Here is a 19121-nt window from a genome sequence, read left to right as displayed (position 1 = left end):
CGTACGCCATGTTTCCGTCGCACCTGTTCCCGTTGCAAAGGAGTCCGCATGATCGCCGCTGCCCCACCCTCCCCCGCCACGACCTCCTGGTTCCGCTCACTCGACTGGGAACGCCTGCTGGAGACCTACGGCGTGCCGTTGCTGGCCGCGATCGTGGTGCTGCTGGTCGGCATGTGGCTGGCACGACGGCTGTCCAATGCCATGCCGCGCGCCACCTCGCGCATGGGCGTGGACCCGATGCTGGGCAGCTTCCTGCGCAACGTGGTCTACGCGGCCTCGCTGGTGATCGTGGTGATCCTGGCCATCGGCACGCTGGGCGTGCAGATCACTCCGCTGCTGGCCGTGCTCGGTACCGCCGGCCTCGCCGTTGGCCTGGCGCTGAAGGATTCGCTGTCGAACATTGCTTCGGGCGTGATGCTGGTGACCCTGCGTCCGTTCCGCGTGGGTGATGTGGTGACCATCGCCGGGCAGACCGGCACGGTTCGCGAGGTACGCATTTTCCAGACCGTGATCACCGGCGCGGACAACCAGCACACCACCATTCCGAACACGCTGATCACCGCCGCACCGATCATCAACCTCACCGCAGAGCCCACCCGCCGCGTCGAGCTGGTGGTGGGCATCGGTTACGAAGACAACATCCAGTTGGCGCGTGATACCGCACTGGCGCTGATGAAGGCCGACCCGCGCGTGCTGCAGACGCCGGCGCCGGACGTGGTGGTGTACGAGCTGGGTGCGCACGCGATCAACCTGGGCATCCGCTGCTACGTGAAGTCGGCCGATCACTTCGGCACCAAGGTCACCCTGCTCGAACAGATCAAGCTGGGCTACGACAAGGCCGGCATCAACATCCCGTATCCGCAGCAGGACATGCACCTGTACCTGCATGGCAAGGATGGCGGCGTGGTCGAGGCCGACGCACTGGTGCGCGACAAGCCCTGATCGGCAGTGCCGGCCAGTGGCCGGCACCCATCCGCCGTCATCGGTAGCGCCGGGCCATGCCCGGCGGGGGCTGCTTCAGGCCTCGACTGCCTCTTCCAGCACCGGATAGTCGGTGAATCCCGCCGCGCCACCACCGAAGTACGTCGCGCGATCGGGCGAATTCAACACCGCGCCGCTGCGCAGGCGCTCGGGCAGATCGGGATTGGCGATGAACGGCCGACCGAAGCCGATCAGGTCGGCCCAGCCCTCCGCAAGCGCCTGAGCGGCACGCTCGGCGGTGTACTTGCCGGCGTAGATCAACGTGCCCGGATAGATCATCCGCAGCGCCTGCTTGAACGCGACGGGCATCAACGGGGCATCCTCCCAGTCGGCCTCGGCGATGTGCAGGTAACCCACACCCAGCTCGCCCAGCAGGTGTGCGGCAGCCAGATAGGTCGCCTGCGGCGTGTCATCCACCGCCCCCTGCAGCGTGGTCAGCGGCGCCAGACGCACGCCGACACGCTCGCCGCCAGCAACATCGACCACCGCCTGCACCACCTCGCGCAGGAAGCGCAGGCGATTGCGCAGCGCGCCGCCATAGCCGTCGGTACGCTGGTTGGCCTGCGAGTCGATGAACTGGTTGATCAGGTAGCCGTTCGCGCCGTGCAGCTCGACGCCATCGAATCCGGCAGCCAGTGCATTGCGGGTGGCCTGCGCATAGTCGGCCACGATGCCCGGAATCTCGTCCTCGCCCAGCGCGCGCGGCATCGAGTGCTGGATCATTTCGCCCACGCCGGATTCCGGACCGGCGCCGGTCGGGTCGACGAAGACCTTCACCCCTTCGGCCAGCAGTGCCGAGGAAGAGACCGGCGCCGCGCCGTCCGGTTGCAGGGCCACATGGGAGACACGGCCGACATGCCAGAGCTGGGCGTAGATGCGCCCACCCGCCGCGTGCACGGCATCGGTAACCCTGCGCCAGCCCTGCACCTGTTCGTCGCTGTGGATGCCCGGGGTCCAGGCATAGCCCTGGCCCTGCAGGCTGATCTGGGTGCCTTCGCTGACGATCAGCCCGGCACCAGCGCGCTGGGCGTAGTACTCGGCCATCTGCGCGGTGGCGACATTGCCGGCCGCCGCACGCGAGCGGGTCATCGGTGGCATCACGATACGGTTGGGCAGCGTCAGCGCGCCCAGGCGGTGGGGGGTGAACAACATGGCGGCACTCTCTTGCGGGGGATTGCCGGCAAGGATGGGGATGGCGCTGCGCGCGCAACAGGCACGTCCGCGCAAAACAGTTGTGCCTGGCAGGCAAGGGTCAGAGCCCTTCCCTGCGGCGGTCGGGTCGGATCCCTTTCCGCAGGAAAGGGCTCCGACCCCATCGTTACAACGTCGCCTCGATCAACACCCCGCCGTGTGCGATGCGGTCGTAGCAAGTGCGCACTACCTCTTCACCGTACTTCAGCTCCAGCCGGCGCACGATGAAATGGCCGCGGGCCATGTCCTGGTAGTAGTCGGTGAACATGGTGTTGAGCGTCGCGCCGGCCGCCGCACCGACGATTGGTACCGCCTGCGCGGCAAACTTCTCGGTGACCACCACGCCGAAACGGGCGGCGACCTTTTCCACCAGCTTGGCCAGCAGCTTGCCGGCTTCCTTGGGCGCCACGCCCAGGGTCAGGTCACGTCCGGTCACCACGCGCCCGGCCAGTTCGGCCGAGAGGTGGCGCATGACATCGGTGGTGAAACCACGGGCGAGGTAGTAGCCGGTCTCGCTGGCATCGTCGCGCGGCGAATTGCCACCCAGTGCGAACACCTCCAGGCAGGCCTGGCGGGTGCTGAACTGCGATAGATCGAAGCCTTCGCTGCGGGCGACGTCGGCTACCGCGCGCATCATGATCGTGGTCGACACCGGCAGCTCGATGAACAGCGCAGCGAAACCGAACGCCCCACCCACCGCGCCGGACGTCGCCGCCGCCAGCTTGTGCCAACGCGTCGAGGCGCCCTTGCCAGGAGTGTTGTCCATGCTCCACAGCGCGGCCTGCACCGATTTGGACAACGCCGCCTGCACCGCACCGTGGATGCGGTTGGACACCGAGGTGGGAAGCGCCTTCACCGCGAACTCCAGCGGCGTTCCGACCAGGTTGGCCATGCGCGCGGTGATCGTGGGGGCTTCCAGCAGTGCTACCGCCCGCTGCAGGTCAGACCAGTCACCAGCGTCGTGGGCGATATCGCGGGGCAGCAGGATGGGCTCGTTCATGGGCCGATCTTAGCGCCGTGGAGTTGAACGGAGCGTAGTGCCGGCCGCTGGCCGGCAACACCTGATCCTCACCAACGCCGCGGGATTGCCGGCCAGCGGCCGGCACTACCCATCAAGGGGTCGGCAGGCCCGACAGCGCGCCCATGAACTGGCGGTAGTGGCGCAGCTCGTTGATCGAATCGTGCACATCGCTCAGTGCGGTGTGGTTGCTGTTCTTGCCCACGCCCGCAGCCACGCTTGGCGCCCAGCGCTTGGCCAGTTCCTTCACCGTGGACACGTCGAGGTTGCGGTAGTGGAAGTACTTTTCCAGCCGCGGCATCTGCCGGTGCAGGAAGCGGCGGTCCTGGCAGATGGAGTTACCCGACATCGGTGACACGCCGGCCGGAATCCACTGCGCCAGGAAGGCCACGGTCTGCGCTTCGGCCTGGCCAAGCGTGGTGGTGCTGTCGATGACGCGCTGCCACAGGCCCGAACGACGATGCTGGTTGCGGTTCCACTCGTCCATCGCTTCCAGCGTTTCCAGCGGATGATGGATGGCGAACTCCGGGCCCTCGGCCAGCACGTTGAGCTGGGCATCGGTGACCACGGTGGCGATCTCGATGATCGAATCGTTGTCGGTATCCAACCCGGTCATTTCCAGGTCGATCCAGATCAGCCGCTCGTTGGCCGCGCCGTTCTCTGCCATCGTGTCGCCTCGTTGCTGGGCAGGCACGAGGCCGGCCGGTAATGGAAAGTGGCGGCCATCATACCCTTTCGCCACTCAGCCCTCGCCAGCGTGGTCCTCCAGCAGCAGCGGCGGCTTGCCACGCTTGGCCCTGAAGTAGTTGGTCAGCCGGTTGCCCGCTTCCTTGGCCAGCACGCCGGCATGGACCTCCACCCGGTGATTGTGGCGGGCATCAGCGACCAGATCGAACACGCTGCCGCAGGCGCCGGTCTTGGGGTCGCTGGCACCGTAGACCAGGCGCGCCACGCGTGCGTGCACGATAGCCATCGCACACATCGCGCACGGCTCCAGGGTGACATACAGGGTGCTGCCGATCAGGCGGTGATTGGCCAGCATCCGCCCGCCCTCGCGCATGGCCACGATCTCGGCATGCGCGCTGGGATCGTGCGAGGCAATGTTGAGGTTCCAGCCCTCGCCCAGCAGCTGACCGTCGGCACCCACCAGCACCGCACCGACCGGGATCTCGTCAAACTCGCGTTGCGCACGTTCGGCCAATGCCAATGCGTGGCGCATCCAGCTCTCGTCGACGTCGTGCACCGGCACGCCCAAGGCATCAGTCATGGCGTTTCTCGGATTCAAGGAATGAGCGCGCGCGTAGTGTAACGCAGGCCTTTTGGCGCTTCCGCTGCGCGGATGCGAAGCGCCGCACCGGCAAACGCTGCATCGCCGCTTGATCTGCTGTGAAGACTCCTTCACGCTACGACCGCGTTTTCGTCATCTGACGACTGTGCACTGCTGCTTGCTGGCAGCGATTTCACCTTTCGATCTCTACAGGGGGTAGTTTTGAACGCAGTTGCAGAAACCACCGTGCAGGCCAGCCCTGCCGGAAAAGCCGCATGGATCACGCTGGCGATCGCTTGGCTGTGCTTCCTCGTCCCGTTCCCCGGCCTGGGCCTGTTCCTGGGCTGGCCGCTGAACCTGGTGGCCTTCATCCTCGCCATCGTCGCGATGGCCAAGGGCGGCGCCATGAAGGGCCTGTTCCAGCTGCTGGGCTCGATCATCGTTTCGCCGATCGTGTACTTCGTCGGCCTGGCGATCTTTGCCGGCACCGTGAGCGGCATCAGCGCGCAGAGCAAGGGCCAGTACGATGCGGCCGTTGCTGAAGCCAGCGTCTCGTCCGCCGCCGCGGAGGCAGACGCTGCCGCCAAGGCTGCAGAACCGGCAACCACCGCCGTCACCAACGATGCCGCTGCGGCCTCCGCCTCCGCCTCGGCTGTGGAAGTGACCGCCACCACGATGTTCAGCGACTACCAGGACAACGAGATCGCTGCCGATGGCAAGTACAAGGGCAAGGCGCTGCTCGTTTCCGGCACGGTCGACTCGATCAGCTCGGACTTCATGGACAAGCCGGTCGTGCAGCTGAGCGCCAAGCCGTTCGGCTTCGTACAGGCCAGCGACCTGTCCAAGGACGTGGCTGCCAGCCTGAAGAAGGGCCAGAAGGTCACGCTGGCCTGCACCGGCAATGGCGAAGTCATCGGCTTCCCGGCACTGTCCGGCTGCACCGTGCAGTAAGGCGCAGCGAACGGTGACATCCAAGGCCCCGCTTCGGCGGGGCTTTCTGTTTGCGGGTGTCGCACCGGTACAATCCGGGTACTGCAAAGCACCTTGGCCGATCCCATGACCACCCTGCGCCCCTCCCGCGCCACCGATGGCGACGCTCTCGTCGATCTCTGGCGCCGGGCCGTCGACGCCACCCATGATTTCCTCAGTACCGAAGACCGTCAGGCTATCGATGCTGAAGTTGCCGGCTTCCTGCCACAGGCCCCGATGGTCGTGGCCGTCGGCGACCAGGACCAGCCGCAGGGTTTCATGCTGATCGACGGCTCGCACATGGAAGCGTTGTTCATCGATCCCGACGTGCGCGGAACCGGTATCGGCCGCCAGCTGCTGCAGCATGCGCTGGCACTGCAGCCGCAACTGACCACCGACGTCAATGCGCAGAATGCGCAGGCCGTGGGCTTCTATCGGCGCATGGGTTTCATCGAAACCGGACGCTCGCCGGTGGATTCGCAGGGTCGTCCGTATCCCCTCATCCACCTGCGCCATCCAGGCTGATCGGCGGTTGGAACGCCGGCCGTTCCCCGGTCAGGCAACCACGTCGAACGCCGGCGAGTAACGCACCTCCCCCTGTGCCATCGGTGGCTGCAGGCACAGGGCCTGGAAATACGCCGCCGGCACGCCGGGTAGTACCAGATCCGGCACGGCACGGAAGCCGAAGCGCCCGTAGTAGGCCGGCTCGCCCAACAGCACGCAGCCCCGCGCGCCCCTCTTGCGCAGAGCCTCGATCGCGGCCCGCATCAATGCCGTGCCCACGCCGCGCCCCTGCTGCTGCGGCAGCACCGAAATCGGCCCGAGCCCGAACCAGCCCTGGCTGTCGTCCTGCACGCTGACCGGGGACAGCGCGACATGACCCACCAGTTGGCCCGCATCCTCTGCCACCAGCGAGATGCTCAGCTCGCCACGCTCACGCAATGCGTCGACGATGTGGTGTTCGGTGTGGCTGCTGTGCGGCGCGTTACGGAAGGCCGCCTCGGTCAGGAAGTGGATTCCAGCAGCGTCTGCGGGCAGTTCAGGGCGGATGGAGAGCATCGTCGGCACGTCGTCGGAACGGAGTAAGCACCTTGATCATGCCGCATCGAGGAAGCAACGGCCCGCGCCTGATGCCCGTACCCCACGTGTGAAATCCGGATACGAATCACAGTTCGCTGCATCCAATCCAGTTTGATAGCGTCAAAATTTCGACTATTTCACTTTTCCGCCGCGAGAATCGCGCAATCTAGCCTTCCCGGGTCCGGGATCGTGGTCACCAAGGAAAGGAGACATGCCGTGATTGCCCGTCTTTCCTCGCCAGCGCGGCGCGCACTTTCATCGCCCGCAGCGTGCCCCGTCGCGAACGCGCTCACTCCTCCGTCCGGAGGCTGACGGTGCGCCGCACATCCCTCCCGTGTCTTGCCTTGCTTCTACTGATTGCCTGCAGCCCGGAGACCGCCATGAACCAGGAACTTGCTTCCGCCGAGTCCGACGTCGCCCAGGGAGGACGTGGCCTGGCCAAGCTCAACCCCTCACCGCGCAAAGCCTATGAACTGGTACTGCGCCTGCACAACCCGCCGGGCAGCTTTGCCGTGGTCGAAGGCGTTGCCCAGTACGATGTGAGCAACGAAGCGCAGTGCGGCTACATCGAGCCCGCCACCGGCGCTCCCGCCCGCATCACCAGCCAGGAGCCGGTGACGCTGCGCAGGGTCACCGATAACGAGTACCGCGGCACCGTCTACCTGGACCGCATGCTCGACGAGGACTACTACGGCCGCGGCGTCTGCCATTGGGCCTTCAGTGGCGCCGGCGCGATGCTGAAGGCGACCGGCGCCGATGGCGAGACGCGCTTCCTGTCCTTCATCGAGGCCGATCCGTTCGTCAAAGGCCAGAGTGAGACGCGCCATTATCCGCAGGGCGACTACCCACGCGTGGCGGACCTGCCCGACTACGGCGCTACCGGCCAGAAGGACGCCAGCCGGTTCCGTCCGGAACTGCAGGACACGCTGTTCTCTGCCACCTTGACGGCCGATGAGGTGCAGCCGTGACCCTCGGCAGCCAGGACTACGCCGCGCTGTCCAACGATGCCTATCGCGACCTGAAAGTCGGTCGCCGCGCACCCGGACAGGAAGAACATGTTTCCCTCAACGGGCATGACTACAAGGTGCTCGAGCACGTCAGCAACCGCTTCAATGGCTATCAAGGCACGATCTACCAGCGCGTGGACACGCAGGAGATCGTGGTCTCCCATCGCGGCACCGAGCAGATCGCCCGCGATGGTCTCCTCGCCGATGGCGGCATGGTGGTCGCCCGCTACAACGTGCAGGCCGCCGATGCGCTGGCACTGACCCAGCGCGCCCTCGCCTACGCTGCCAAGGAAGGACGCGACCTCGGCCAGGCACCTGAGGTCACCGTCACCGGGCATTCGCTGGGCGGCGCGCTGGCCCAGATCAGCGCACATCACTACAACCTGAAGGGCGAGACCTTCAACGCCTATGGCGCGGCCAGTCTTGGCTACCGCATTCCCGAAGGCGGCACCAGCGTTGTCAACCACGTCATGGCGGCCGACCCGGTCAGCGCCGCTTCGCCGCACTTCGGCCAGGTGCGCGTGTACGCCACGCCCCGGGAGATCGACACGCTGGGCGACTGGGGCTTCAGCAACAGCCGCCTGCGCATCCTGATTCCCGACAGTGCACTTGGCGCGGCCGCCAACTCCCTCGGTTCGCACAAGCTGGTCAATTTCCTCGGCGAAGACTCGGTGCTGGGCAGGCCGGAGACGCAGGCCTTGGCACGCGACAACGTCAAGATGATCGACGAGTACCGGGACAAGATGGAGCTGCTGCGCAGCGGCGTCACCACCGGTACGCGCGGCCTGCCGGGCGGCGTCAAGGATCTCTTCGACCATCTGCGTGGTCCCCTGGAACCGGGCGAACCCGCGCGCCGTGAAGCCGAACGGCAGGGGCGCCCGATCGGCATGCTGCGCATCGACGACGCCGGCCACGTCGGCAACCCCTTGTTCAATGATGCCCTGCGCGGCGTGCACGCACAGGACGCCCGCGTCGGCCGTACACCCGATGGCATGAGCGCGCAGCTGGCAGGCTCGCTGGCTGCGGAAATGCATGCCGCCGGCGGACAGCGGATCGACGAGGTACTGATGAGTGCCGACGCGTCACGCAGCTTCGCCCTGCAGGGTGAGGGCGGCGACCCCGGCCATCTGCGCGTGTCCGTCGACACCACCCGCGCGATGAACACGCCGCTGGAGCAGAGCAGCCAGCGCATCGAGCAGCAGGCTGCTGGCCTAGCCCTTGCACGCGAGCAGCAGCTGGAACAGACCCAAGCGACCCACCGCAGCCTGCACGCCTGAGACGCTTGCTGGAATGAAAACGGGAGCCGGCACTGCCGGCTCCCGTCATTTCCGCGGTCGATCAGGGGCTGGAGACCGCCGAGTGCGCCGCCGGCCCTGCCAGCACGTACGCATCCGGGCCCGAGTCCGGGAAACCGCCACAGGCCTTGTCGCCCGGCGCCACCGGATCACACGGCCACTGCGCGCGCGTCACGGTATCGCGCAGCTCGAAGCGGGTGCCATTCCACACCACGAAGGCCAGATGTTCGCGGTTCCAGTCACTGAAGCTGTGCGGACCGGTCTTCTGCGGTGATTCCGGGTACTGCACGAACCAGCGCATGGCCGGCCCGTACTGCAACTTGCTGTGGTCGAGGCTGATCCTGCCTTCGCGGGTGCGGTGACGGGCACGATCGGCCTCGGCGATCGACGGTGCCGCCGGCATTGCCATTGCAGTGATGTCCCGCGGGACGCCATCGCTGCCCACCTGGAACACGCGCTGGCGGACGTAGGCCTGCCCGCAACTGCCGGCTGCGAGTCGGACGGGCTCTGCGGTGTTCTCGTTTGGAAGTGCGCCATCGGCACAGTCGAACGGCGCCGAGACCAGGTAGGTGGTCGTCGACGCATCCGCGCCTTCAAACGAACGCACCCAGATGTCTCCCAGGCGGGCGATGAAGTCCGGGCGCTGGCCCACGCCGGCCACGGCCTTGAACCACGCCTTCTGGCGCACTTCACGCTCGCGCCAGCTGCGCGGCAGGTGGATGTCCTGCTCAGGCAAGGCCACCAGCAGCGCCGCCAGGTGCGGCGGCAACGCGCCCTGGCAGGCGCCGATCATCAGATCGCCCTGCGGTGCCAGGCGACCGGCCAGATCGACCGGGCAGCGCGCACCGAGCTGGCGCTCCGCGGCCTGGTCTGGTGCCAACGGGATGATCGGCGGTGCGACGGGGGCCGGCGTGGGTGACGGGACCGGCGCAGAGGCTGGCGCGGCGTCGGGCGCCTGTGCGACGGCGGCAGCCGTGGCCGGCACCTGCGCGGGAGCCGGTGGAGGAGCTGCGACAGGAGCCGTTGCGACAGGCGCAGCATTGGTGGAGGCAACGTCGGTCGGCGGTGCCATCGGTGCTGCCGCAGGTGCCGGTGCACTCGCGGGTTCGGCAGAGATGGCTTCCGGAGCGACGCCCGTCGCCGGTTGCGGTGCGGGTTCGGGCGCCGGGGACATGGACGGCACAGGTGCAGCTACCAGGGCAGGCACCGGCTCAGCCGCGGCGACGGGAGCCGGTGCAGCTACGGCATCGGTTGCGGTGTCAGCGGGCGTCTGCGCGTCCGCCGCGGCCACTACCGGTGCTGGCACCGCCTCCTCGACGGCCGGAGCCGCCGGGGCGTCCGGTGCCTGCTGTGCGTGGGCCATGGCGGCAGCCAGTCCCAGCGGCAGCAGCCACAGTGCCGGAGCGCGGCCACGCTGGGCCGCTTGGGAACGCAGGAAAGTGTTTCGCATGTTGTGTCCTTACAAAGAGATCCATGTAGGCACCCGAGGGTGCTCGGTGTCGTGCGATGGGCCCGCCGGTCTCCGACCTGCCGGGCGGTGCCCAGATTACAGCGATCGCGGGCGGTTCTGCTCCTGCTCGCGGGTGACCGAAGCGGTCTGTTCCTGGCGGGAAGAGGCTTCGGCCGCCAACTGCTGGCTGCTCTGCTCGAGCGGCAGCTGGGCAGCGGCCTCACGCTGCACCATCGAGCGCTGCATCGCCGGGTCCCCCATGACGCCCTGCACCGCAAACAGCGCCCTGCCGTCGGTACCGGCCACCACGTGATCGATACGGCTCATCCCTGCCTTCTGTGCGCTCAACGCCAAGGCCCCGGCCGCATTGTCCAGTTCCTGCTGGCTGCGCAGGCCACTCTGCGGCCCCATCTGCTGCAGATGACCCCGTGCGTCGGTGAACAACCGGTTGCCGGCATGGGCCGGATCGGACATATCGCGCGCGCGCTCAGGCAACTGTGCAGGTTCGCCCACTTCGCCGCGAGCAAGCCGGTCCATCACGTCCGGGGTCAGCTTCTGCTGCCACGCCTCGAAACGCTTGAGCCGGTCCTCCACCCCGTTGACGGCACCGTTGATGGCGTACGTAGCCTCGCGCACGTCCTCGCGCGCGTGTTCCGGCACACGGTTCTGCCACTGCCACACCGCGATGCGACCTGCATGTTCCGGCTGCGACGCCAGCTCGGGCTGGTTGACCAGGTCCAGGTCCAGCGCAGTGCCGGCGCGCTGGTAGCTTTCCTTGCCGGTCAGCGGCAGATAACCGCGCCCGTGGTACTTCAGCGCATCACCAGGCGCATCGTTGCCCATCCGGCCCCCATACATCAGCTCGGCCAGGTCATCCGGACGCCCTCGCAGGGCCTCCTGGCGTGCGGACTCCAGCGCCTCGGTGCCATTGCGCCACGCCGCTTCCACCGGGATCTGCGAGATGCCCCGGGTGTAGTTGAAGCTCTCGTTGAGCCGGCTCAAGCCGCGCGACTCGTGCCCTGCCTGGGCCATGAAATTGGCCAGTTCAAGGGGGGAGTCGATGCCGGCTTTCGTCGCCTCCCGCAGCAGTTGCGACTCTCTATCGGTCGACACAGTGCAACTCCTGGATGTTCATCAGCGCGGATTCCCTTCCGCCGGTTGGAGCTTGGATCATGGAAGCGACACCTCGGCGACACTGGACGGGTCGAAGTCCTCGAACCGCACCTTGCCCAGTTCCGCCACCGAGAAATCCCGGATGTTGGTCGCCTCGGTCTCGATATCCACGACCTTGCGTCTCACCCCATCCACCCAGCACGCCTTGTCCGCCGATGCGTAACGGAACCGGTACGTGCTGCTCCAGCGCTCGCGGCTGCCGCCGTTGGTGATCACGCTGAAGGTGTCTTCCTCAACCATTGCATACGCAAAAGGATCGCCAGCCAGGCCACCGCGGGTGGAACACGGCACCAGCTTGTCGTTGCGCGCGGCCAGCTGCCAGCGCCCGCGCCCGTCACCGCGCAGCAACAGCAGCACCCGGTTTGGTCCGTGCTGGCCAGGCACCAGCCCTTCCGGCGTCGGCTGGTCGATGACCAGCAGCTGGTACTCGATGCCATCGCCGTTGAGCTCGCCCCTGACGGCTTCCAGCAGGTTCGCACCGGACGGAACGAATGCCAGGGCATCGTCCATGTGTGCGCCAAACCTGTCGTCCATCCCCTCCCACTCCTTCAATGTCGTCTTGCCGATGCCCGCGTTGATAACGGGCACGGTGGCGTTGCCCGGCCGCGCCGGTCACCCTGCAGATGCGGATGATAGCTCCGGGAGCACCGTGGCAGCGATGGTGGCAAGCGTCACCCGTCGGACGGGCAGACAGGGTCCTCATGGACGGAAAAGCTCCTGCAATCGGTAGCGCCGAAGCGTCATTTTTCTGACGTCGGGAGAGCTTAGCGCGAAGAGGTCTATTGCGTCGAAGAGCGCAAGCTTGAAATGGAGCCACCAGTCACAAAATCCAGGTCCACATCCACGAAGCAAGAGGGACGCGGGCGGCACAGCGCCCCCAAATCGCCCGTAGCCTCACATGCAGTTGTTGAATACCAGAGGACAGGCTTTCGCATCGGCATCGATACATTCTCCCACTGCCTTTTCCTCCGCTTCGGGCAGCGTCCCGGCCACGGCAGAATAGGTCTGCACAACGTCACTGCCCCTGCTGCGGGCACGGACCACTGCGGCGCACTGGCCAAGCGTGAACGCAGCCACCACTTTGCAGTCACCTGCCCCGCACTGGCTGACCGCGGTGTCACGTGCATCACGCTCGTTCAACCCCATATGGATCGCGTAGGCCTTGGGCGCACTGCCTGCAGCGATCGCGCTCCAAGACTGGGCCATGTTGGCCACCATGCGGCCATCCTTTGCGGTTCCCGTGGACGCACCTCGCTTGTCGAGCGGCTTTGCGATGAACTCTGTGGCCCCCGGAAAAGGCTGGAACTTTGGATCCGAAACTTTACCTAGAACGTTCAGTGAAACGCGTTGGATAAAGCGCTCGGCCGCCTTGTAGCCGTACTTCCAGCCAGTGCAGAAAGCCTGCTCTGGCGGACTCTTGCAATCGCTACCACCCGCCGCGACGCAAGCGCTGCCGGCGCCGGCCGCAGCCTCCTGCTTGCTGGCGCCATGGCCCAGGTACATTCCGCCGTGCCCGCTGTACGCCGGGGCCACGCACGTGTTGGCAAAGGTGACAATCGGATAGCAGACGCCCTTGCACTGCTTCATGGCGTTGGTCAGTGCATCGTCGCTTGTCTCGTCGTTCAGATGGACGTACCACGACCCATCTTCAGTGTTGACCGCCAGCGAACCCCACCAGTCTCGCTTGGCGTCCTTCCTCAGCTGCGCGTTGCGGGCTGCAGCGATGTTCCGCGCAATCTGGTCGGCGATATAGTCTTCTTCGGTGTACACATAGCTGCGGGCTTGCTGGCTCTGCTGCCACTGCACGTAATTGTTGACGTTCTGCGCGTGCTGCTGCATCTGCGCCTGACGACCATTCTGCGCCATCGCCGGCATCACGGCAGCCGCGAGCAGGACGGTGCACAACCAGCGCAAGCAACGGTCAGAAGCAGTATTCACTCTGCACCCCGCACTTCTTCGCACCCGACGCCTGGCAACGATCCATCGCCTTGCGGCTCAATTCGCCAGCTTTAACCGTGCGACCATCACCTGCTTCAACGAAGGTGGCTCGGACGTTGGGCCGGGAGTCTGCATCGCTGGCGATCACCATGCAGTAATGACGAATCGGGAAAGTAGTCAGATCTTCGCATCCGCCCCACTTCTTGCTGCAGTCGCGTCGTGCCATCAGCTTGGCCTCCACTTCCGAACCACCCACAGCGGTTACAACCTGCTGCTTGGCATCGCTAACCGCCATGCCGATATACATTTCCCTGCCTTCAGGAATCTGTGCGGTCATGGTTCCGGGAGGCGGCAACCCCTCCAGGCCAGACTTCTGCTGCGCGATCGCCCCGCCGCTTACCAGCAGCACGGCAACCAGCCCACATCCCATGTGCTTCATGCGCTTCTGCATGTCCATTCTCCACTCGTCGCCAGATCGGGCGCAGATCTTGCGCCGCCAGGACGAATACAATAACGCTCGAAACAGAACTATAGTATCGGAACTTTCCTACAGTGAAGCAGAGGGGGAGAAGCCAAGCGCAAAAAGGGCTAAGCCCTGCTGGCTGCCCAGAAACCCATCAGCTCGCTTATGCGGATGTGCATATACGCCCCCCTCGGAGCCAACAACATTATTGAGGATCGTTGCCTCGTCCGGAATCGCATCCAACGCGCTGAACCAGACTAACAGCCCCATTAACGCGATCTTTTCCAACCTTCTTTTCATCCCAGGCGCTCAACGCACACCACTACTGCCGAAGAGGAATGCCCGGCATTGCGCCCGTCTCGCAGAGCGATAGCCCTCGCGGCCCGAGCAAGGATAACGTGGCAGATGTGAGCCAGCAGTGCCTTCCAGGACGCTGCCCGTTCAATTCCGACAAGAATGATCTCGCGACGGGCTGCGAGCGAAACGGCTCTTTCTGGAACCTCAATACTTTTTAAACAAAGGCTCCGTGCAGTCGCTATAGACGGCTTCGCAGGCACCCGGTTTATCGTTCTCACAAATTCCTTGAGCCAGACTCTCGGCGCGCTACAAAGTCGGCCCACTGCACACTTTGCCATGGCATCGCGCTCAGCAGCCTTCTTCGAAAGCTGGCCGGTTGGAACACCCGCGTCTGACGTAACGGGGGTACAGCGACGCCGCCCCAGGTTCTTATCCATTCACCTAAAGGTCTCGGGCGCGGCGACGGGCTCTGCTGCGAAACTCCGCCCCCTGCACCTGGAATCGGGGCGCAGCCTTGCACACCCCGGCCCCCGATAGCATACATGCCCGGGGGATATCCACCGCTATTCTCCGTTTTTTCTACTGCCCGAGGCCTGACCGAATTCGCCCCTTTGCCCGCAGCCCGCTGCGTCAAGCATCCCTGTCAGAAACTCTCGAATCGGGGCTCACTACAGTCAGAATAGACAATCTCACACTGCAAGCCTCCCTCTTTAGTACAGGACTTCATTGCAGTGTCGGACGCGCTCTGTACGGTTGGACCACCTGCAAACGATGAACCGGTGTTGGATGCCTTGGGGGTCGCTATTGCGGCGCATTGATTCTCGTAGGCAAGCATGACCTTGCAGTCATCTGCGCCCCAAGTTGCGCACTGGGCAAGCGCCACCTTCTCGGCTTCTCATTTTGAGTCCTTCCCCTTCGAAACCCCGGTATCTCCATCTCGCCCTATGGCCATGGCCCCCCACGTCTTATGCCATCGCCCAGTTGGTCGCGGGAGAGGTGCGGGCAACTGTTGAGAGCTCGCTCCACTAGCGCCAGGGATTGGCGCGCAACCCTGCACCCCTTGCCCACCGATGGGGTACATGCCAGGCGGACAGCCACCTTCAGCGACAGCGTGGAATGGCCATACAGAAACAAGAACCATCAGGCCCCCCATGCAAAGGGCTTGTATACCTTTCGAGCTCATACTATTCCGCCTTCTCAATCCGAAGATGCTGCACCACGCTTACCAGTCTGGGGGAACCACCATGCCCGAAGTGTCTTGGCCGGCAATACGACTGGTGCCCTGGGTACCGTGCGAGACAGGGGTTCCCTGAGTTGCCGTCGGCATCGATGGCGTGAAACCACCACCACCACCCTGCGAGCCCGGCGGCTGACCCTGCGGACCAGGCGAAGCCGACCCAGCACTACCGCCTATCTGAGACTATGCCATGAAGTACCCAGCGTACCCTGGAAGAACATAGCGGCCATTGGGGGCAGTCAGAATCAGCGTCGTGGGGATCAACCCCATGCCGCCCTGCTGCAGCGCCCTGCTGCTCATGCCTTCGGTCAGGTGGGTGCTCAACAGCGCGCCCAAGGCGGCAGCACCACAGAACGAGGCGGCAACGCGAGCGACCATTTCCATCGCAATACCGGTCATTGCTGCCAGCACTGCCATCGAGAACATGGTACCGATTCCATAGAACAACCAGCGCTGGAACAACGATTTGGTCTGCTCGAACAGCAGGCACAGGATGAACAGCGGGCCAAAGCCGATGAACCACATCGCACGCCTCTTCGCGCTGTCCAGGGTGACGTCGCCCGCCACATCCAGCACGCTTACCGATGTCAGCGCCAGTTGCATGTAGCCAAGGTTGCGACGGATCAGCTCTTCCGCCGTGTCATCCTTGCCGGTCACCACATCAGGCCATCTCTTCTTGAGCGTCCTCGGCGAGGGCAACCTCCAGATTCTCGGTCGAATGGCCAGCTCAGCCAACGTCAAACGATGGCATTTCGACTAGAGATCCTCGTTACTTCCGAACGAGTGGGTATTCACTCGCAAGGGCCAGACCTACACCGCAACTAAAGATCGGCTAGTACTTTTTAAAGATCTGCTCCGTGCAGTTCTCATGGATCACAGTGCATGCCCCTGGCTGATCGTTCTGGCAGATTCCCTGCGCCATTTCCCCCGCACGCTCGAGCGTTGGGCCGGTACCAATTCCAGACCTGCCATTCCCTGTGCGGCCGCTGGGCACTACCCAAGACATACATTGATTAAAGTAGGTAACGCTTACCTTGCAGTCTCGTGCTCCGCTATCTGCGCACTTTGCCATGGCATCGCGCTCAGCAGCCTTCTTCGAAAGCTGGCCGGTTGAAACACCGGCGTCTGACGTAGTCGGGGATACAGCGACGCCGCCCCAGGTTCTTATCCATTCACCCAAAGGTCTCGGGGGCGGCGACGGGCTCTGCTGCGAAACTCCGCCCCCTGCACCTGGAATCGGGGCGCAGCCTTGCACACCCTGGCCCCCGATAGGATACGAGCCGGGGGGACAGCCGCCTTCCGCGTAGGCGACATGTGCCCCCAGAAAAGCGAATCCAAGAGTGCAAAGGCGTATGGACCGCAAACTAATCATAAGAAACCCTCTTCAAATCTCGAGCGGCACGATCAATCAAGAGCCATTGGGTACAGCATTACCTCTTTGGCCAGGAGAGGCGGGCGTAACATCGTTGATCTTTGGCATGGCAACCTGCCCGGCAGCACTATCGGCCCTGTTCACCGAATGCTGCGGAGGCATGTGCGCACCACCGCCACCACCACCACCCTGCGAACCCGGCGGCTGACCCTGCGGGCCAGGCGAAGCCGACCCAGCACTACCGCCTATCTGCGAATATGCCATGAAGGTGCTGAAGACACCCCGGAAGAACATCGCGGCCATCGTGGCGCGGTAGAACCTGCGTAGTCAGAATGAAGTTATGCCCCGTACCGCAGCGTCATGCGGCATGCCTTCGGTCGGATTGGACACGGCCGCACACTCAGCGCGGGCACGGGCCAGCAACCTTCTTCGAAAGCTGGCCGGTCGAAACACCGACAACTGACGTAGTCGGGGATACAGCGACGCCGCCAGGTTCTTATAAAAAGGTCTCGGGGGGCGGCGACGGGCTCTGCTGCGAAACTCCGCCCCCCCCTGCGCCTGGAATCGGGGCGCAGCCTTGCACACCCTAGCCCCCGATGGGGTACATGCCCGGCGGGCAGCCGCCCTCGGCATGTGCAATCTTGGAGCAAATCACTCCAACCAGCAGCAACGGGATAGCAAGGATTGCGGGAATCATAGTTCCTTCCAGAAGCTACAGTCAGTCAACTGCATTGCGCGGCTGGATTACAGAATGCTGGCGTTACGCATTGGCTCACATAAACCAACAGCTCATCTGCAACTAGTACTCCCGGAAAACTGACTCAGAGCACTCGGTATGCGAGATTACGCAACGCCCCCCGCCCGCATCATTGCAACTTGCCAGTGCATTCTTCTTTGCTGTAGCCAGATCCACCGCCGTATTGACGGAGCCTCTGCCCTTTCCGGAATTCGGCACGGAGAATGCCACGCACTGATTGTAATAGGTGAGCGATGTCTTGCAGTCCCTGGCACCTTCCGACTCGCAAATGCGCCGCGCCTCGGTCTCGGCAGCAGCCTCGCTCGTCTTGTTCGCCGACGTACCTATCAGATCGGACGTTGGCGACTGCACCACCGCTCCCCACCTGGTCAACCACTCACCTGAAGGCCTCGGCGGCTGTGGCACGCCCCCCTGGGCCGGCCCTCCACCCGAAGAGCCCCCCGGAATCGGAGCGCAGCCCTGCACACCCTGACCACCGATGGAATAGTAGCCGGATGGACAGTTCCCTTCAGCGAAAGCCGAAGCTGAAAGTGCAAGAGAAACAAGTGAAACCGCCAGTACAGAGATCCGCCTCATCACGCACTCCATATTCCGAATCAAGCATTCATTGTCGGAGCATTACCCCGCTGGCCAGATTGAACCGGCGTGTCAACCGCGTTCTGGAACCTGGGCGTTACGCCTTCAAGTGGCGCTTGTTGACTCTGATTGTTTGCAGGGGCAGACGGCTTAAACATACCGCCACCACCACCGTGCGAACCCGGCGGCTGACCCTGCGGGCCAGGAGAAGCCGACCCAGCACTACCGCCTATCTGCGAATATGCCATGAAGGTACCCAGCGTACCCTGGAAGAACATCGCAGCCATTGGGGGGGGCAGTCAGAATCAGCAGCTTCGGGATGAAGCCACACCGTTATACAGGAGCGTTATGCGGCATGCCCTCGGTCAGGTTGGACACAAGCATCACCAGACTCTCGGCTGTATTGACCGATATATCGCCTTTTCCAGAGCGTGGGCAATTGTGAGGAAATCTGAGTCAGTAGTATCCTCCAAGACACTACCGATTCAATCTCGGCCAGAATAATCTCGCGGCGGGCCTGCTTGTGCTTGCCCACGCGCTCAGCAGCAAAAAATTCAATTGCATGATGCACTACACCAAAGGTGGCAAACAGCTTTGCATCGGCTGACAACCGGTGGCAATACGGCACAGCTCGCAGTGAGTCGTTCAATGCCCCCCTAATACTTCTTGAAGAAGGGAATAGTACACGCGGAGTAGATGGATTTGCATTGCGTTCCACCCGCCGCTTTGCAGTCCTGTAAGGCGGCCTGTGTTGCCTCTTCTTCTGTAGCAGCGCTGACGTATTTCGTTCCAGTGGACACCAGCTCGGGAGAGGAGACTGCTGAGACACACTGATTCTGGTAGACAAAGTCCACCTTGCAACGCCCACCGCCCTGCCGTTCGCAGTTCTCCAGTGCCTTGCGCCTGGCGGCCCCTTCGGTGAGCTCACTAACTGAAGCCCCCCCTTGCTTTCCCTCGGACGGGCTTGCAAGAGCCCCCCAAGTTTTGATCCATTCACCCATCGGACGCGGGGGCATTGGCGTGGATGAAGGTGCGCCTCCCCCGCCTCCC

General features: G+C 64.2%; 21 protein-coding genes. 5 read left to right on the top strand and 16 right to left on the bottom strand.

From position 1 onward, the window contains the following. The first annotated feature begins 48 nt into the window (after positions 1 to 48). Positions 49 to 942 carry a mechanosensitive ion channel family protein gene (locus tag ABIA73_RS11485; protein ID WP_025879264.1) on the top strand — a complete coding sequence of 298 codons (894 nt, stop codon included), beginning with the start codon at positions 49 to 51 and terminating at the stop codon, positions 940 to 942. A gap of 75 nt (positions 943 to 1017) precedes the next feature. On the opposite strand, the gene ABIA73_RS11480 is transcribed toward ABIA73_RS11485, so the two are convergent. The 4 genes from ABIA73_RS11480 to tadA all read right to left on the bottom strand — a co-directional run bounded on the left by ABIA73_RS11480 (position 1018) and on the right by tadA (position 4457). Beyond that, positions 1018 to 2133, bottom strand: a complete 1116-nt coding sequence (locus tag ABIA73_RS11480) for an alkene reductase (RefSeq protein WP_313281577.1) — start codon at positions 2131 to 2133, stop codon at positions 1018 to 1020. Positions 2134 to 2299: 166 nt separating this feature from the next. Beyond that, positions 2300 to 3172, bottom strand: coding sequence for an EcsC family protein (locus tag ABIA73_RS11475; RefSeq protein WP_354275819.1), 873 nt, complete (start codon positions 3170 to 3172; stop codon positions 2300 to 2302). A 112-nt stretch (positions 3173 to 3284) separates the two neighbouring features. Further along, positions 3285 to 3857, bottom strand: coding sequence for an oligoribonuclease (orn, locus tag ABIA73_RS11470; RefSeq protein ID WP_218787689.1), 573 nt, complete (start codon positions 3855 to 3857; stop codon positions 3285 to 3287). A 75-nt stretch (positions 3858 to 3932) separates the two neighbouring features. Further along, positions 3933 to 4457: a tRNA adenosine(34) deaminase TadA gene (tadA, locus tag ABIA73_RS11465; protein ID WP_080148523.1), complete on the bottom strand. Its 525-nt coding sequence runs from the start codon at positions 4455 to 4457 to the stop codon at positions 3933 to 3935. A 222-nt stretch (positions 4458 to 4679) separates the two neighbouring features. Here tadA and ABIA73_RS11460 point away from each other — a divergent pair, with 222 nt between their 5' ends. Both ABIA73_RS11460 and ABIA73_RS11455 read left to right on the top strand, forming a co-directional pair. After that, on the top strand, positions 4680 to 5408 hold the full coding sequence (locus ABIA73_RS11460; RefSeq protein ID WP_333622056.1) for an OB-fold protein: 729 nt from the start codon (positions 4680 to 4682) through the stop codon (positions 5406 to 5408). Positions 5409 to 5513: 105 nt separating this feature from the next. Next, positions 5514 to 5951 carry an acetyltransferase gene (locus tag ABIA73_RS11455; protein ID WP_025879270.1) on the top strand — a complete coding sequence of 146 codons (438 nt, stop codon included), beginning with the start codon at positions 5514 to 5516 and terminating at the stop codon, positions 5949 to 5951. A 30-nt stretch (positions 5952 to 5981) separates the two neighbouring features. Here ABIA73_RS11455 and ABIA73_RS11450 read toward each other — a convergent pair whose 3' ends face one another. Further along, positions 5982 to 6485, bottom strand: a complete 504-nt coding sequence (locus ABIA73_RS11450) for a GNAT family N-acetyltransferase (RefSeq protein ID WP_312308047.1) — start codon at positions 6483 to 6485, stop codon at positions 5982 to 5984. Between the two features lie 335 nt (positions 6486 to 6820). On the opposite strand from ABIA73_RS11450, the gene ABIA73_RS11445 reads away from it, so the two are divergent. Beyond that, positions 6821 to 7474, top strand: a complete 654-nt coding sequence (locus ABIA73_RS11445; protein WP_080148522.1) for a hypothetical protein — start codon at positions 6821 to 6823, stop codon at positions 7472 to 7474. Continuing rightward, on the top strand, positions 7471 to 8790 hold the full coding sequence (locus ABIA73_RS11440; protein ID WP_354275818.1) for an XVIPCD domain-containing protein: 1320 nt from the start codon (positions 7471 to 7473) through the stop codon (positions 8788 to 8790). Before ABIA73_RS11445 ends, ABIA73_RS11440 begins: the two co-directional genes overlap by 4 nt. A gap of 61 nt (positions 8791 to 8851) precedes the next feature. Here ABIA73_RS11440 and ABIA73_RS11435 read toward each other — a convergent pair whose 3' ends face one another. The 11 genes from ABIA73_RS11435 to ABIA73_RS11375 all read right to left on the bottom strand — a co-directional run bounded on the left by ABIA73_RS11435 (position 8852) and on the right by ABIA73_RS11375 (position 19072). Next, a complete protein-coding gene (locus tag ABIA73_RS11435) occupies positions 8852 to 10258 on the bottom strand; it encodes a hypothetical protein (protein WP_354275817.1) in 1407 nt (468 codons plus the stop codon). Between the two features lie 96 nt (positions 10259 to 10354). Beyond that, positions 10355 to 11371, bottom strand: a complete 1017-nt coding sequence (locus ABIA73_RS11430; RefSeq protein WP_218787692.1) for an XVIPCD domain-containing protein — start codon at positions 11369 to 11371, stop codon at positions 10355 to 10357. A gap of 57 nt (positions 11372 to 11428) precedes the next feature. Then, positions 11429 to 11965, bottom strand: a complete 537-nt coding sequence (locus ABIA73_RS11425) for a hypothetical protein (RefSeq protein WP_059064476.1) — start codon at positions 11963 to 11965, stop codon at positions 11429 to 11431. A 360-nt stretch (positions 11966 to 12325) separates the two neighbouring features. Beyond that, positions 12326 to 13369: a DUF4189 domain-containing protein gene (locus ABIA73_RS11420; protein WP_218787693.1), complete on the bottom strand. Its 1044-nt coding sequence runs from the start codon at positions 13367 to 13369 to the stop codon at positions 12326 to 12328. Then, positions 13353 to 13820, bottom strand: coding sequence for a DUF4189 domain-containing protein (locus ABIA73_RS11415; protein WP_180167407.1), 468 nt, complete (start codon positions 13818 to 13820; stop codon positions 13353 to 13355). Before ABIA73_RS11415 ends, ABIA73_RS11420 begins: the two co-directional genes overlap by 17 nt. Before the next feature lie 96 nt (positions 13821 to 13916). After that, a complete protein-coding gene (locus ABIA73_RS11410) occupies positions 13917 to 14120 on the bottom strand; it encodes a hypothetical protein (protein ID WP_218787694.1) in 204 nt (67 codons plus the stop codon). A gap of 652 nt (positions 14121 to 14772) precedes the next feature. Beyond that, positions 14773 to 15012 carry a DUF4189 domain-containing protein gene (locus tag ABIA73_RS11405; protein ID WP_280113453.1) on the bottom strand — a complete coding sequence of 80 codons (240 nt, stop codon included), beginning with the start codon at positions 15010 to 15012 and terminating at the stop codon, positions 14773 to 14775. A gap of 537 nt (positions 15013 to 15549) precedes the next feature. Further along, positions 15550 to 16101 (bottom strand): type IV secretion system protein, encoded by a 552-nt coding sequence (locus ABIA73_RS11400; RefSeq protein WP_502960549.1) that lies wholly within the window; start codon positions 16099 to 16101, stop codon positions 15550 to 15552. 97 nt (positions 16102 to 16198) lie between these two features. Beyond that, positions 16199 to 16738 (bottom strand): DUF4189 domain-containing protein, encoded by a 540-nt coding sequence (locus ABIA73_RS11395; RefSeq protein ID WP_080353841.1) that lies wholly within the window; start codon positions 16736 to 16738, stop codon positions 16199 to 16201. A 799-nt stretch (positions 16739 to 17537) separates the two neighbouring features. Beyond that, positions 17538 to 18071 carry a DUF4189 domain-containing protein gene (locus ABIA73_RS11390; protein WP_354275816.1) on the bottom strand — a complete coding sequence of 178 codons (534 nt, stop codon included), beginning with the start codon at positions 18069 to 18071 and terminating at the stop codon, positions 17538 to 17540. 656 nt (positions 18072 to 18727) lie between these two features. Further along, on the bottom strand, positions 18728 to 19072 hold the full coding sequence (locus ABIA73_RS11375; protein WP_157804398.1) for a DUF4189 domain-containing protein: 345 nt from the start codon (positions 19070 to 19072) through the stop codon (positions 18728 to 18730). Positions 19073 to 19121 lie beyond the last annotated feature (49 nt).

It is taken from the genome of Stenotrophomonas sp. 2694, from assembly GCF_040548715.1.
Taxonomy (GTDB): Bacteria; Pseudomonadota; Gammaproteobacteria; order Xanthomonadales; family Xanthomonadaceae; genus Stenotrophomonas; species Stenotrophomonas indicatrix.
This window is presented reverse-complemented; position numbering and strand designations above follow the sequence as displayed.

Coding starts and splice junctions, on each gene's coding strand:
- ABIA73_RS11485 (WP_025879264.1), top strand. CDS start 49: ATGATCGCCGCTGCCCCACCCTCCCCCGCCACGACCTCCTGGTTCCGC.
- ABIA73_RS11480 (WP_313281577.1), bottom strand. CDS start 2,133: ATGTTGTTCACCCCCCACCGCCTGGGCGCGCTGACGCTGCCCAACCGT.
- ABIA73_RS11475 (WP_354275819.1), bottom strand. CDS start 3,172: ATGAACGAGCCCATCCTGCTGCCCCGCGATATCGCCCACGACGCTGGT.
- orn (WP_218787689.1), bottom strand. CDS start 3,857: ATGGCAGAGAACGGCGCGGCCAACGAGCGGCTGATCTGGATCGACCTG.
- tadA (WP_080148523.1), bottom strand. CDS start 4,457: ATGACTGATGCCTTGGGCGTGCCGGTGCACGACGTCGACGAGAGCTGG.
- ABIA73_RS11455 (WP_025879270.1), top strand. CDS start 5,514: ATGACCACCCTGCGCCCCTCCCGCGCCACCGATGGCGACGCTCTCGTC.
- ABIA73_RS11450 (WP_312308047.1), bottom strand. CDS start 6,485: ATGCTCTCCATCCGCCCTGAACTGCCCGCAGACGCTGCTGGAATCCAC.
- ABIA73_RS11435 (WP_354275817.1), bottom strand. CDS start 10,258: ATGCGAAACACTTTCCTGCGTTCCCAAGCGGCCCAGCGTGGCCGCGCT.
- ABIA73_RS11425 (WP_059064476.1), bottom strand. CDS start 11,965: ATGGACGACAGGTTTGGCGCACACATGGACGATGCCCTGGCATTCGTT.
- ABIA73_RS11415 (WP_180167407.1), bottom strand. CDS start 13,820: ATGCAGAAGCGCATGAAGCACATGGGATGTGGGCTGGTTGCCGTGCTG.
- ABIA73_RS11395 (WP_080353841.1), bottom strand. CDS start 16,738: ATGATTAGTTTGCGGTCCATACGCCTTTGCACTCTTGGATTCGCTTTT.
- ABIA73_RS11390 (WP_354275816.1), bottom strand. CDS start 18,071: ATGAGGCGGATCTCTGTACTGGCGGTTTCACTTGTTTCTCTTGCACTT.
- ABIA73_RS11375 (WP_157804398.1), bottom strand. CDS start 19,072: ATGGGTGAATGGATCAAAACTTGGGGGGCTCTTGCAAGCCCGTCCGAG.